Genomic DNA, 13323 nt, shown 5'->3' with positions numbered 1-13323 from the left:
CTTTCGTATGTTGAAAAACAGATTGGAGCGAATATCGGAGTGGAATTACGACAGTTGCAATACTTCATGAAAGTAGCGCAAAAAGAACATGTCACTCAGGCAGCTGAGGAGTTGCATGTGGCGCAATCTGCGGTAAGTCGGCAAATTCATCAGCTTGAAGAGGAGCTGGGAGTTAATCTTTTTATGCAAAAGGGTCGCAATCTGCAACTTACGCCAGTGGGACAGCTATTTTGCAAACGGGTGGAAACGATCATAAAAGATCTGGAGCGGGCTGTTTTGGAAGTGCATGAGTTTTTGGACCCTGAGGGGGGCGAAATCCGTATCGGTTTTCCGCACAGTTTGGGGATTCATCTTATTCCTACAGTGGTGGCTGAATTCCGTAAGCGGTATCCCAATGTTAAATTCAGATTTAAACAAGGAATGTACCCAAGTTTAATTCGTGATGTGTTAGCGGGTGAGGTGGATTTGGCTTTTGTATCTCCTTTTCCAGATCGACATGACCATGTCGAGGGGGATGTGGTGTTAACCGAGGAGTTATTTGCGGTTCTCCCACCTAATCACCCTTTAGCTTCAGCTGAACACATCACATTAAGCCAGCTTAAAGGTGAAAAATTCATCTTGTTCAGGGATGGATATTCGTTACGTCCGATTGTCTGGCAGGCCTGCCTGGAGGCTGGATTTACGCCGGATATTGCTTTTGAAGGTGAAGAGACAGATACGATTCGCGGTTTAGTAGCTGCGGGTATGGGGGTTAGTCTTCTGCCTGAAATGGCGCTGTTTCAGACTAACCCGCTTCAACCTGCAAGGGTATCGATTGTTGACCCAGAGGTGACGCGAACGATTGGCTTGATTCATCGTAGAGATGACAAACTTCCATTGGTTGCTAAATCGTTCCGAAGTTTTTTATTGCAATATTTTGGCCTTCATGGTAACGCTGCTACTTCGAACAAAACGGCAAAAGCAGATTGAGACAATTAAGTATAGTGTATTGGTTTAAGATCAATAAAAAAGGTTGTTCCTCTACCGTCTTGGTGGAGGAACAACCTTTTTTTGCAATACAAGTGATTAATCCCGGCTATTAAAGATGCCAATTAGGCGGATCAGTTCCAGCAAGGAAACGAGAGCTGCGGCCACATACGTCAATGCAGCAGCATTCAAAACTTTGGCTACACCACGTTCTTCATCATTACGGATAAATCCTTCAGAAACCATAATTTCCCGTGCGCGATTAGAAGCATTAAACTCAACTGGCAATGTGATTAATTGAAAAGCAACAGTAGCCGAGAAGAAGATAATACCCAAACCGATCAGGTTCGTAAAGCTAAATAAGAAACCAGCAATCAGCAGAAACGGTGCAATCCCGGAAGCAAAGTTTACGATTGGAAAGATCCGGTGGCGAAGTGCCAGCATAGGATAATGCTCTTTATGTTGGATGGCATGACCGACTTCATGGCAAGCCACAGCAACCGCAGAAATGGATTTTTCATAATAAACAGGCTCGGACAAGCGCACCACTCGTTGTATCGGATCATAATGGTCAGATAGCGCGCCGGGTACTGGCTCAATAGGTACATCATGTAAGCCATTACGATCCAGCATGTGCCGAGCTGCATCGTAACCAGTCAGCCCATTTTCATTTGGGACATCAGACCATTTGTTAAACGTACCTTTTACACGAAATTGCGCCCATAAGGATAATCCGAACGCAAGAATAATCAATATATACATACCCATCATAAAGCAACCCTCCAATATTGTTCATACTACTAGCCCGAGTATCTACATCATAGAACTATGCTCCAACAGATACTTCAAAGCCTCAATACAAGCAGCGCTTTGTGGCAAAAGACCAGTAAGCAGCTTGCGAGCTTGGACGGGCTTGAGCTGTCCGAGAAGAGGCTGTAGTTCATTGACTTCACGCTCTAGACGCTGCATATGCATTTCTAGACTCGTTAGTTTGTCAGTGACGTGCTCTTCTCCTGCAACCGAGTTCCATTTAATCAGAGTCTGTCTGATTTCCTCAAGGCTATACTTCTCTTGTTTCATTTGGTTAATACGTTCAAGCCTGTTTAACGTTTCACCATTATAAAGGCGATAATTTTTCAATGATCGTTCTTCAGGTGTGATCAAACCGAGTTTAGTGTAATAATCAATCGTTCGTTCGCTGACACCAGCCGCTTTGGCTAGCTCGCCAATTCGATATAGCTTCATATCCCCATCTGTCTTCACCTCGCGCTCTTCGTTCAACCTTCAATATTAGCATTTTAAACCGAGTGTTTATAAAGGATATTTTACATGATCCTCAACCATACAGTCAAACGTTATGCTTTTGTCGGGCTCAAACAAGCTACCTTTATGGTTAGTAAATGTGACATGTCAGGTTTGTAAGTTCATTTTTTTAACATAATAAAAAAAATCTTGTCAACTTTCATGTATTCTGATTATAATGACAATAAGAATTTCACGAAATGTAAAGAAACTTAACATTCGAGGAGTGGTCTTCATGAGAAAAAAGTGGTTAGTTGTATTATTGGCCATGCTGACGGTTCTAGCTTTTCCGGTAGGTGCGTTCGCTGCTGACGGGCCGACAAATATTCAACTTCAAGCTGGGCTAAACACGGCATTTACGTTCTTGGCATTTATACTTGTATTTTTCATGCAAGCAGGATTTGCATTGCTGGAGGCAGGCTCGACACGAATGAAGAACGCGGGTCATGTCGCTGGTAAAACGATTCTCACGACGGGTGTTGCGGCTTTGTCCTTCTGGGCCCTCGGATTTGGATTCGGTTTTGGCAATGACGGCGGTAACGGATTTATGGGACTGACGGGTTTCTTCATGAGCGGGACAGATGCTGCTGCATCGTTTGATACTCTTTCAGGTTTGGATGTTCCGATTACGATTATGTTTTTGTTTCACTTTGCTTTTGCTGCGGTTTCGCTTTCGATCGCATGCGGAGGGATGGCAGAGCGTGCAAAATTAAGTGTATACATTATTTTCGGTATTTTGTTCTCCATCGTGATCTATCCAGTTGTAGCTCACTGGGTATGGGGCGGCGGCTGGCTTGGCAAGTTGGGAATGCAAGATTACGCTGGTTCAACAGTGGTCCATCTGACAGGTGCTACGGCGGCACTCGTCGCTACGCTGCTGCTCAAACCGCGTCTGGGCAAGTTTAATAAAGATGGCAAGCCGAACATTATCCCTGGTCATAATCAGGTGTACTCTATCCTGGGTGTTATTATTCTCTGGTTTGGCTGGTTTGGATTTAACCCAGGTAGTGCTGTTTCTGCTATGAATGACGGATTCTTTGGATATGTAGCTCTGACTACAAATATTGCTGCTGCGGCAGGCGGAGTTTTCGCTTTGCTCGTATCTTGGATGGTATACGGAAAAGCAGATATTCCTGCTATGCTAAACGGTGTGCTGGCAGCCTTGGTTGCCATTACGGGTTCTTGTGCCTTTGTAGCACCTTGGGCGGCATTGGTTATTGGCGCAGTTGCAGGGATCGTCACTTTCTTCACAGCGCAATGGTTTGAGCGTGCGAGAGTAGATGACCCGGTATATGCTTTCTCCGTGCATGGTGTTGCGGGGATGTGGGGCGCGGTATCCACAGGGTTTTTCGCTACTCCTGAGCTTGCAAAAATAACAGGTGTAGGTCAAGCGGGTCTGTTCTATGGTGGTGGTTTTACACAATTAGGAGTACAGCTGCTTGGACTGATTGGTACTTTGGCATTCGTATTCGTCATTTCCTTCATTATTCTGGGTGCGATGAAAGCAATTATGGGTATTCGCGTTACGGAAGAGGAAGAAACGATGGGACTCGATATCAGTGAACACGGTACGTACGGCTATCCAGAGCAAATGAAGTTAGTTACCGAAGCTGAAAAGCGTTCTGGAATTGTCAGCTAATAGGTAAAATATAAAGAGCCAGTATGGATGAGCGGAGGAGATGGAAGTATGGAACTGCAAAATATGGCCCCTTGGGTGAGTTCCGCCGAAGCGATTGATCATGCAGACACACCTGAGTCGTTAAGGCAGGTCAGGGTGGATTCCCAGAAATGGCTGCTGGCTTCCCAAGCCTCCGCTCCGTTATCAGACTGGTTACGAACGGCGAATGAAATGCATGACCGCATCGCGGCCAGAGCTGTACAAATGTGCGAAAAAGGGATGGTTGAGGATGGCTTCGGCCCTCCTCCCGTCCCTTACGCATTTATAGCCTTCGGTAGCATGGGACGCTCGGAATCGACGCTGTGGAGTGACCAGGATAACGGTATGATTATCAGTGACCTTGTGTCTGCTGATAAAGAATTGTATTTTAACGAGTTTGGTCGCAGACTCTCTGCAATGCTAGAGCATTTGGGATATCCCAAATGCGAGGGGAAAGTGATGTGCTCGGAGCCATTGTGGCGCCATACATTGACTGGATGGCAAGACCAGCTATCAAAATGGTCGGAAGATTTTGCCTGGGAGCCGATTCGATATCTCATTATCTCGTCTGACATGAGACATATCGCAGGTGACGAGCAATTGTCTGTGGAATGGAAGCAAAGCTTTTATAAGTTGTTCCGCAAACAACCCGACCTACCTTCAGTGGTACTTAGAAACACGGTAAGGCATAAAGCGACACTTAATATTTTAGGTCAGATCGTTACCGAGCGGTTCGGTGAGCATGCAGGCGATTTTGATGTGAAATACGGGTTATACATTCCATTGGTGAACGCCGTCCGTTTTTTGGCATTGCAACATGGTGTAGAGGAAACTTCCACCCTGAAAAGACTCAGGCGTCTCGCATCACTTGAAGCGGCACCGTTGCCTTTACTCGATGCTTGCGAGCGAGCCTTTCGGATCGCACTTCAGCTTCGAATGGCTACTCCGGCGAGGGAGAAGGACGGGTTGCTGATCAGTAATGGCTATCTGGCTGTCAAGCCGTTGAAGCAAGGTAAAGGCTGGCATGAGCTGCGCGAGGCTCTTTCAACAGTACGACGGCTGCATCGTGCGTTGCAAAGGCAGTTGCGATTTATGGAAGGGAGAAGGTCATGAAGGAACCAGCGCAGGGAGGTGGCTTCTGGAGTGCCCTCCGCAGAGGAGGAGTGCCGTCGGCAATCGCATCTGTAATGGGGGCTCCTACGGCTCAGCAGATGGCGTTTATTCGGTCCTTAACGCGGGAACAACGGCGTTCTGAAGTATTGCGTACCCCACTGGAGCGTTTGGAGACGGTAGTTTTTGATCTGGAGACAACGGGGTTTTCGGCACAGCATGGAGATGAGATTTTATCGTTCGGAGCGATTCGGGTAGTCGGGGATGTAATTATGGAAAAAGAGCAGTTTTATACGCTTGTCAATCCGCGGACCGAGATTCCTGAACAGATTACTCGGCTAACTGGGATTACCCGGGAAATGACGGATGGAGCTCTGCCGCTTATGAATGGACTGCATGACTTTATGTCCTTTGTAGGTGGGCGGGTGCTTGTAGCGCATGCTAGCGCTCATGATAAGGCCTTTTTAAATGCTGCGTTATGGAAAACATCTAAAGTTCAGTTAACTCACCGTGTACTAGACACAATGATGCTCGCCAAATGGCTGGAGCCACAGCAACACCAAACCTATAGTTTGGATGAATTGCTGGCCTATCATTCCATTCCGATTGAAGGGCGGCATCATGCGTTAGAGGATGCGAAGATGACGGCTAAGCTTTGGGTGGCGTATGTTCAGGAAATGCTGAAGCGTAATGTGACCAATTTGGCAGATGTCTACGCGCATTTGAGTCATGCCTGATTCAGTACAAGGTATAGTATCTGACATCACATCATAACGGCAAGTTCGCGATTTTCGTGGGTTTGCTGTTTTTTTTGTGTCCTGTTCAGATTTAGAAGGTTAGAGGTGGGAATCGTAGGGGCATCCTATGGGAAGGATGAAGATCATTTAGATGAAAGACAGGTGATAAGACTGTGAAAAGATTTCTTTTCATCAGAGCGATAATTGTGCTGGTTATGGTTGGGTCTTCATGGGGGATTATTGCAAACACAGTTTATTCAGCAAGCTTGCCTGTGGAAAATGCACCACTGGAAGAAAAATATAAAGGTGAGAAAGAGCTTGATGTTGAGAAGAATGTAGGGGCTGAATCAGCAGCAGCAGAGGTAATAAAAAGAATCAAACCTGGGCAACAGCTTCCTTCTATGATTTTAAAGGGGTTAAACGGCAAGTCCTACGATGTAGGGGCTCCGCGAAATAAAGCGATGATCATTAGTTTTTGGGCTTCATGGTGCGATCCGTGCCGATTAGAAGCCCCCATGCTGAATGAATTGTATAGTAAATACAAACATGATGTAGATGTGTATGGCATCAATGTAACTCGCTATGACCGGTTGGAGGATGTGCAGAAGTTTTCCCGTTCTTTGAACCTCAAATTTCCCATATTACTGGATGAACAAGGAGCGTTGTTTGAACAATTTGAAGGAGTGGCTTTTCCGACTCATGTAACGATTGATGACCATGGACGGGTACGAGAAATTATAATCGGCATGCTCAGTGAACGAGAGTTGGAGTGTAAAATAGAAGCACTTTCAAAAAAATAAGGTGACTTTGGGGGCTGATATAGACCTCCAATGTCACCTTATTGTCTCATTGTAGTAGTTGATTAGTGGTTAACTAATCCGTGATGAGTAAGCTCTGTTTGTTCATTTTTTGGAGTTGGCGCTTCCAGCAATGCGTAACGGAAGCTGTCCAAGAGAGCTTCCCAGCTAGCTTCAATAACATTTTCGGATACGCCTACGTTACTCCAGACGTCCTCGTAGTTTTTGGACTCAATGAGCACGCGTACCTTGGCGGCAGTGGCGTCTTTTTCGTCGAGCACACGCACCTTGTAGTCAGCCAAATGCATGTCTCGCAAGGCTGGAAAATACTGAGAAAGAGCCTTGCGGAGTGCATTATCAAGTGCGTTGACAGGACCATTTCCTTCAGCTGCGGTATAGACACTTGTCCCTGCAACATTCAGCTTTAAGAATGCCTCGGAGACGACCGATCGCCCCGCTGTTTTTTCCACCAGCACCTTAAAGGATTCAAATGAGAACATTTCCTTCACTTCACCGCCGGCTTCACGAATAAGCAATTCCAGCGAAGCATCCGCGCCTTCAAACTGATAGCCCTGATGCTCAAGTTCCTTGATACGACTAATGACGCCACGTGCCTCATCACTGGACGGATCAAGGGTGATGCCCAGTTCTTGCGCCTTAGATACAACGTTGCTTTGTCCGGCCAGTTCGGAGACCAAGACCCGCTGCTTGTTCCCCACAAGTTCAGGAGCGATGTGCTCATAAGTTCGTGAGTCGCGCAGAATAGCTGACACGTGAATGCCCCCCTTATGGGCAAAAGCAGCATTGCCAACATAAGGCTGGTTGACAGGCAGATTGACGTTGGCGACTTCACTCACAAAGCGAGCTGTATTGTGGAGTTGTTTTAGCTTCTCGGGATCTAGACAGTCGTAGCCCAGCTTAAGCTGCAAGTTCGGAATGACGGAGCATAGGTTGGCATTACCGCACCGTTCACCGTAGCCGTTGATGGTACCTTGGACCTGTCTTGCGCCTGCTTGAATTGCACTGAGTGAGTTGGCTACTGCCAATTCGCAATCATTGTGTGTATGAATGCCCAACTGTGACTTCGTTAGCTGGCTTTGCAGTGTAGTGACAATTTCATGTATTTCATGCGGAAGGGTACCGCCGTTGGTATCACACATCACGAGCCAATCCGCGCCTGCTTCCTCAGCTTTTTTCATAACGGCGAGTGCATACTCGGGGTTGTTTTTATATCCGTCAAAAAAATGCTCGGCATCAAAAATAACCTCCATGCCCCCTTGCTTTAAAAAGGCGATGGAGTCGTAAATCATAGACAGATTTTCCTCCAGCGTTGTCTGTAATGCAGTGTGTACATGAAAATCCCATGATTTACCGACCAGAGTAGCGGCCTGAGCGCCAGATTCCAGAATCCGTTGCAGATTGACATCCTGCGCTGCGATGCTATCTTTGCGGCGCGTGCTGCCGAAGGCGACAATCTTTGCCTGAAGGCCTAGTTCTTGTACCCGTTTGAAAAATTCAATATCCTTGCTGTTGCTCCCGGGAATCCCGCCTTCAATATAGTGAACACCGAGATCATCGAGTTTTTTGGCGATTTTCAATTTGTCATCAGCAGACAAGCTAATTCCTTCTCCTTGAGTGCCATCTCGCAGCGTTGTGTCAAAGATAGAAATAGCGGTGGACATGAGGGACTCCTCCTTCGCGGATTGCTCAGATTGGTAATGCTCTGCTTTTTTAAGCAAATTAATTTAGTTGTTTAACGCTTAAAAACAGGAAAGCGTTAGTTTGTCGTGTTCGTATGATAGTCGATTATAACAACTAATGACTTCAAATGTAATATATAATTATCATTTTTGAGCGCAAAACCTATATTTTTTATGTAAAATAGAAATAGTATGCAAGGGTACTTTAAGTATAAAATCAAAGGACATATTCTTGGGCTAACAAATGAATTTACAGTTAAAAAGAAGGGTTGAGCATGAAAGATGTCAGTGCTTATTATCCGGTTGGTGGACGAGTTATTCTGCATGTGGATATGAACGCATTTTATTGTTCTGTTCATGCAGCGGAGGAGCCGGAAAAATATAAAGGATTGCCTACCGCAGTGGCAGGCAGCAGTGAGCTGCGCAAAGGTGTAATTGTAACTTGCTCTTATGAAGCACGACGATTGGGCATTTCAACAGGGATGGTTGTTCAGCAGGCTCGTCGGATTTGTCCGCAGCTCATCATAATACAGCCTGATTTTCATTTATACCGTCGTTATTCCAAAGCATTTATGAGTATTGCTTACTCGTATACGCCTATGCTGGAAGCAACTTCAATTGATGAGTGTTATCTAGATATTTCCGGTTCCAAGCAGTTTGGAACACCTTTGGATATTGCCGAGGAGATTCAGCGTAGAGTAGAAGAAGAGCTAGGCTTGCCTTGCTCAATTGGGGTAGCACCCAACAAACTGCTAGCCAAAATGGCCTCTGATCTGAAAAAGCCACGCGGGATATCTGTTCTACGTTTGCGTGATGTACCCAACATTTTGTGGAGCCTTCCATGTGGGCAATTGTTTGGTGTGGGCCGCAAAACAGCAGATAAGCTTCTACAAATGAACATTCGCACCATTGGTCAACTGGCTAAGGCAGATGAACACATGCTGGTTAGCATATTTGGGGTAACTGGTTCTTGGTTAAAATTGGCGGCAAACGGAATTAACCATTCTCAAGTCAGCACTGAACGGGAGCCGAACAAATCCATCGGTCACACAACCACTCTGCCTATGGATGTAGTAAAGTTGGAAGAAGCCCAAAGGGTACTGCTTAACATTAGTGATCAGGTAGCTCGGCGGCTTCGACGACAAGGGATGCTGGCAGGAGGTATCCAACTGACGATTCGGACCCCGGATATGAAGACCTTTACGCGTTCTCAAGTCAGGAGTACGCCTACGGAAAGTGCAGAAGACATATATAAGGAAGCTTGTGCATTGTATCGTCGCCATTGGGGAGAGGATAAGCCAGTGCGTTTGTTGGGGATTACGCTGCAACAGCTCATTCCAAAGGAGGAAGCGGCAGTTCAATTAGATCTATTTGAATACCAAGACCAGCCTAAAAAAGAAAGTTTACTGAAAACGATGGATGCGCTGCGGGATAAGTTTGGTGAAAATGCAATTTTGACTGCGGGGATGCTGGGAGATGATCCTTCAGTACTTCTTCGTAATTCCAAGCTGCGCGGAACTTCGCTGCAAAAAGACAATCTACCTACTCCAGAGTGAACTTAGGGGAGAATGATGGTCAGTATCAGTAACACACGTTATAAGCGTTTTTTGCATGAAGGATAAAGGAAAATAATTTGTAATAATTTTGGGTTTGTATTAATATGTGAATAGAATGCAAAAGCTGGTTTGTTCGATTGTATAGGAGGAAGAGAAAAGTTATGGCTAAATACACTTGGGTAGAAAAAGATACATGCATTGCTTGCGGAGCCTGCGGCGCTACAGCACCAGACATCTATGATTATGATGATGAAGGTTTGGCTGAAGTGATCTTTGAAGGGGATGCAAACCAAGGCATCAAGGCGATCTCAGAAGACCTGTTTGATGATATGCAGGATGCTTGTGACGGTTGCCCTACAGATTCCATCAAAGTTGCAGACGAACCGTTCAATAAAGAAGGTTAAGTGTAAGTTTTTTGGACAGGCATAGCACCGACAGTACCCTTCACCGTATAACGGTGAAAGCATGCTGACGGTGCTGTTTTTTTTATGTGCTGTCCATCAGGCCCATTGTGACCGATATACATACTAGTAAGCATGCAAGATTACACGATCAGGAGGATCCGATGGACCATTCGCCTCATCTTAAATCGTATGTCAAAAAGCACCCTGATAATAAAATGGCCTGGTATTTACTCGGTAAGGAGTATGAAAGCAACGGTCAGGAGGGCAAAGCAAATTATTGCTTCAATCGTGCAGGAGAAGTGTTCGAAGCCTTTGAGCATAAACGGATTCCGGCAGACGTATGGATGGAATATCAGGATAAACTGGTTCAGATGTCCAAGGAGAAGGAGCGGAGAACCGCTCGAACACGTCATCTTTTAACTGCCTTAATGGTACTTCTGCTCATCTGGGTCCCTTCAGCCAATTCACCGAGCACTTCACCTGAGAGCGCATCCGTTCCATCCGGAACTGAGCATGCAGCGATTGATCATGTCGAAGTTGCGAAAGTGGCTACTGCAGATCCAAAGAAGAGGGCACAAAACGGTGAGACTTATGCTGGTGATGTGTTTACAGCTCAAGCCAGGCAAGGAAGTGGGGCTGGAACAGCGCTTACGGATATGTTGGCAAAGACGAGTCAAATGCCGTCCAAGACCACAGTGCTGGGCATGGAGCAGAGTGGGGCGTGGCTGATCTGGAGAGAAGGCATGAAGCCGTTACTTAGTGTACAGAACAAGGGAAACGGCGGATTAGCTATTCAGTCTTACGACGCCGCTGCATGTGCTTGCAAGCCGTCGGACAGTGAGAATCTCCGCATAAAAGGTCTAAAATGGGCTGCCGGACAGGAAGAGCTGGCTGTGCTGAATAGCGCCATGCGTGCTTATCGCTCGCAGCATCAACGTCTTCCCCAGAGTCTTGAGGAACTGACCCGAGATTTTCCCAATAACACGATGTACGGTACGACAGACGGGATGAAGAAGGCTTTTACACCTATGCGCAATTTACTTGCTTCTCCAGCACAGGGAACAGGGAAGGCAGGAGATCAGAACGCTGGCTCAGCGGCTGAAAGCAGTCTACTGCTGGCATCGTCATTGCACGGACGGCCTTTTCTGGGGCAACCGCTACGAATTGTGGTAGACAAATCCAAACACAGGCTAGCATTGGTGAGCGGCAATATACTTATTCGCAATTATCCCATCGGTTTGGGCGGAGAAAGAACACCGGAAGGGAAATTTGTGATTACCGATAAAGTCGTAAATCCGAACGGCAAATCCAACGGTGAGTTTGGCAGCCGTGGTATGCAACTGTCTGCAACAAATTATGCTATCCATGGTACGAACGAACCAGACAGTATCGGCAAAAATGAGTCGCTGGGTTGTGTCCGCATGGGGAAGGAAGACGTGGAGGAATTGTTTGCACTCGTACCTTCAGGTACGGAGGTGGTTATTGGTAACGGGGGACTGCCTGATCAAGTGCTTGTACCTGGTTCCCGATTTACGAGTGAGCCGCAGCACGACCAGACGAATCCCCACAAAACCTATCACTGGCTAAATTAACATTTTGATGCCACTGCTACTTGTTGTTTAACGAGTTCCTGCTTGTGCTAAAACAATGACCAGAACAATCACAATGATGAGTAGAACAAAGCTGACGGCGGTCCAAACAATCGCTTTCTTGTTCACCTCATCCTTTTTCTTTTGCAGACTGGGCGGTTTGCGCTTGGTCTTCATATCAGCAATCCCTCTTTTCTTGCGGGCTAAGATCCTGTCTTACTATGTCCATTGTAAATGGTTTGATTATACATTTTCAATGACATCTCCATGACAACTGAATTGTTCTGATATTGGACCTCGCAAATTACTTTCTTTTTGGTATGGAAAAAGCTAAACTATTTTGTAGAGATGTTTTTTTAGGATTGTGCAAGGGCATAGAACGGAGTGGATGAATCGTGTTGTATCGAAGGATTGCGAAACCTGTTTTTTTCAAAATGAGTCCAGAGAGGGCCCATCATGTAGTCATTGACGGCTTAAAGCATGCGGGCTCTCTTCCCGGTGGAGCAGCGACGTTGCGAGGGATGTATGGAGTCAAGGAAACGGAAGATCTTGCCGTTGATCTGTTTGGTATTCATTTTCCCAACCCGATTGGACTGGCTGCGGGACTGGATAAAAATGCTGAAGCGGTTGTCGGTTTTTCTTCCATCGGTTTTGGTTTTATGGAAGTAGGCACGGTGACACCTGTCGGACAGCCCGGCAATGATCAGCCCCGGTTGTTTCGACTGCCTCCCGATGAGGCATTAGTCAATCGGATGGGCTTTAACAATCTGGGTGCTGAGAGCATGGCCCAGCGTTTGGCTACCCTTAAACATCGACCTGTGCCAATTGCTGTTAATATCGGTAAAAATAAAGTAACGCCAAATGAGGATGCCCATAAGGACTATGAGAAATGTATTTCCGCACTGTATCCGTATGCGGACTTCTTTGTAGTAAACATTAGTTCGCCCAATACCCCGGATTTACGAAAACTCCAGCATGGCAGTGAACTGAAGTCGTTACTGGAAGCGGTTCGGGCAGAGATGGGAGTTCAGGCGACAAAGTATGGTAAAGCCAAGTCTGTACTGGTCAAAATTGCACCGGATGTATCGGACGAGGAATTGGAATATATGACGGATGCGATTGCGGCCAGCGGAGTGGATGGCATTATTGCGACGAACACGACGATATCCAGGACGGGTCTGACGCATCGAAATGCAAGTGAAACCGGAGGATTGAGTGGTAAGCCGCTACGTGACCGTTCCACAGAGGTCATTGGACGGGTATACCGCCAGACGGAAGGGAAGCTGCCTATTATTGGATCAGGCGGTATTTTTACCAGTCGTGATGCCTATGACAAAATTAAAGCAGGCGCTAGCCTGATTGAAATTTATACAGCATTGATTTACGAAGGGCCGGAAGTAAACCGGGCTATACATGCCGGTCTGCGTGAGCTGCTTCGAAAGGACGGCTTTAGACACATTACCGAGGCTGTTGGTGCAGCTCATAGATAAAAAAGTGTTGTCGGA

Annotated in this window: 13 protein-coding genes; 9 read left to right on the top strand and 4 right to left on the bottom strand. The window is 46.3% G+C overall.

The genetic code is table 11. From position 1 onward, the window contains the following. Positions 1-39 precede the first annotated feature (39 nt). Complete coding sequence (locus C0638_RS24160; RefSeq protein WP_058710359.1) at positions 40-969, top strand: glutamate biosynthesis transcriptional regulator GltC; 930 nt, start codon at positions 40-42, stop codon at positions 967-969. Positions 970-1065: 96 nt separating this feature from the next. On the opposite strand, the gene C0638_RS24155 is transcribed toward C0638_RS24160, so the two are convergent. Both C0638_RS24155 and C0638_RS24150 read right to left on the bottom strand, forming a co-directional pair. Next, positions 1066-1737 carry a zinc metallopeptidase gene (locus tag C0638_RS24155; RefSeq protein ID WP_025676967.1) on the bottom strand — a complete coding sequence of 224 codons (672 nt, stop codon included), beginning with the start codon at positions 1735-1737 and terminating at the stop codon, positions 1066-1068. A 42-nt stretch (positions 1738-1779) separates the two neighbouring features. Further along, positions 1780-2211 (bottom strand): MerR family transcriptional regulator, encoded by a 432-nt coding sequence (locus C0638_RS24150; RefSeq protein ID WP_043886097.1) that lies wholly within the window; start codon positions 2209-2211, stop codon positions 1780-1782. Between the two features lie 292 nt (positions 2212-2503). Between C0638_RS24150 and C0638_RS24140 the strand changes: the two genes are divergently transcribed. From C0638_RS24140 to C0638_RS24125, 4 genes are all read left to right on the top strand, one after another. After that, a complete protein-coding gene (locus C0638_RS24140; protein ID WP_013370500.1) occupies positions 2504-3907 on the top strand; it encodes an ammonium transporter in 1404 nt (467 codons plus the stop codon). Between the two features lie 48 nt (positions 3908-3955). After that, positions 3956-5038 carry a DUF294 nucleotidyltransferase-like domain-containing protein gene (locus C0638_RS24135; protein ID WP_058710354.1) on the top strand — a complete coding sequence of 361 codons (1083 nt, stop codon included), beginning with the start codon at positions 3956-3958 and terminating at the stop codon, positions 5036-5038. Beyond that, a complete protein-coding gene (locus C0638_RS24130; protein WP_058710353.1) occupies positions 5035-5772 on the top strand; it encodes an exonuclease domain-containing protein in 738 nt (245 codons plus the stop codon). Before C0638_RS24135 ends, C0638_RS24130 begins: the two co-directional genes overlap by 4 nt. 173 nt (positions 5773-5945) lie before the next feature. Further along, positions 5946-6572: a TlpA family protein disulfide reductase gene (locus tag C0638_RS24125; RefSeq protein ID WP_058710352.1), complete on the top strand. Its 627-nt coding sequence runs from the start codon at positions 5946-5948 to the stop codon at positions 6570-6572. Between the two features lie 62 nt (positions 6573-6634). On the opposite strand, the gene cimA is transcribed toward C0638_RS24125, so the two are convergent. Then, positions 6635-8251, bottom strand: coding sequence for a citramalate synthase (gene cimA, locus C0638_RS24120; RefSeq protein ID WP_013370504.1), 1617 nt, complete (start codon positions 8249-8251; stop codon positions 6635-6637). A 293-nt stretch (positions 8252-8544) separates the two neighbouring features. On the opposite strand from cimA, the gene C0638_RS24115 reads away from it, so the two are divergent. The 3 genes from C0638_RS24115 to C0638_RS24105 all read left to right on the top strand — a co-directional run bounded on the left by C0638_RS24115 (position 8545) and on the right by C0638_RS24105 (position 11821). After that, positions 8545-9825, top strand: coding sequence for a DNA polymerase IV (locus C0638_RS24115; protein WP_058711309.1), 1281 nt, complete (start codon positions 8545-8547; stop codon positions 9823-9825). A gap of 161 nt (positions 9826-9986) precedes the next feature. Next, the gene (locus tag C0638_RS24110; RefSeq protein ID WP_013309730.1) at positions 9987-10229 is read left to right on the top strand and encodes a ferredoxin; all 243 of its coding nucleotides are present in this window, start codon (positions 9987-9989) and stop codon (positions 10227-10229) included. A gap of 161 nt (positions 10230-10390) precedes the next feature. Beyond that, positions 10391-11821 carry a L,D-transpeptidase gene (locus C0638_RS24105; protein WP_102163817.1) on the top strand — a complete coding sequence of 477 codons (1431 nt, stop codon included), beginning with the start codon at positions 10391-10393 and terminating at the stop codon, positions 11819-11821. A gap of 27 nt (positions 11822-11848) precedes the next feature. Here the strand turns inward: C0638_RS24105 and C0638_RS25480 are convergent, their stop codons facing one another. After that, complete coding sequence (locus C0638_RS25480; RefSeq protein ID WP_013370508.1) at positions 11849-11995, bottom strand: hypothetical protein; 147 nt, start codon at positions 11993-11995, stop codon at positions 11849-11851. Positions 11996-12213: 218 nt separating this feature from the next. On the opposite strand from C0638_RS25480, the gene C0638_RS24100 reads away from it, so the two are divergent. Then, positions 12214-13308: a quinone-dependent dihydroorotate dehydrogenase gene (locus C0638_RS24100; protein WP_013370509.1), complete on the top strand. Its 1095-nt coding sequence runs from the start codon at positions 12214-12216 to the stop codon at positions 13306-13308. Positions 13309-13323: the final 15 nt, after the last annotated feature.

The organism is Paenibacillus sp. lzh-N1, assembly GCF_002872435.1.
GTDB classification, from domain to species: Bacteria; Bacillota; Bacilli; order Paenibacillales; family Paenibacillaceae; genus Paenibacillus; species Paenibacillus polymyxa_C.
Note: the sequence above shows the minus strand (reverse complement) of the source record. Positions and strands in the feature narration are given on the sequence as shown.

What these genes read in the sequence shown, in the direction of transcription:
- C0638_RS24155 (WP_025676967.1), bottom strand. Translation starts at nt 1,737, where the DNA reads ATGATGGGTATGTATATATTGATTATTCTTGCGTTCGGATTATCCTTA.
- C0638_RS24150 (WP_043886097.1), bottom strand. Translation starts at nt 2,211, where the DNA reads ATGAAGCTATATCGAATTGGCGAGCTAGCCAAAGCGGCTGGTGTCAGC.
- C0638_RS24140 (WP_013370500.1), top strand. Translation starts at nt 2,504, where the DNA reads ATGAGAAAAAAGTGGTTAGTTGTATTATTGGCCATGCTGACGGTTCTA.
- C0638_RS24135 (WP_058710354.1), top strand. Translation starts at nt 3,956, where the DNA reads ATGGAACTGCAAAATATGGCCCCTTGGGTGAGTTCCGCCGAAGCGATT.
- C0638_RS24130 (WP_058710353.1), top strand. Translation starts at nt 5,035, where the DNA reads ATGAAGGAACCAGCGCAGGGAGGTGGCTTCTGGAGTGCCCTCCGCAGA.
- cimA (WP_013370504.1), bottom strand. Translation starts at nt 8,251, where the DNA reads ATGTCCACCGCTATTTCTATCTTTGACACAACGCTGCGAGATGGCACT.
- C0638_RS24115 (WP_058711309.1), top strand. Translation starts at nt 8,545, where the DNA reads ATGAAAGATGTCAGTGCTTATTATCCGGTTGGTGGACGAGTTATTCTG.
- C0638_RS24110 (WP_013309730.1), top strand. Translation starts at nt 9,987, where the DNA reads ATGGCTAAATACACTTGGGTAGAAAAAGATACATGCATTGCTTGCGGA.
- C0638_RS24105 (WP_102163817.1), top strand. Translation starts at nt 10,391, where the DNA reads ATGGACCATTCGCCTCATCTTAAATCGTATGTCAAAAAGCACCCTGAT.
- C0638_RS25480 (WP_013370508.1), bottom strand. Translation starts at nt 11,995, where the DNA reads ATGAAGACCAAGCGCAAACCGCCCAGTCTGCAAAAGAAAAAGGATGAG.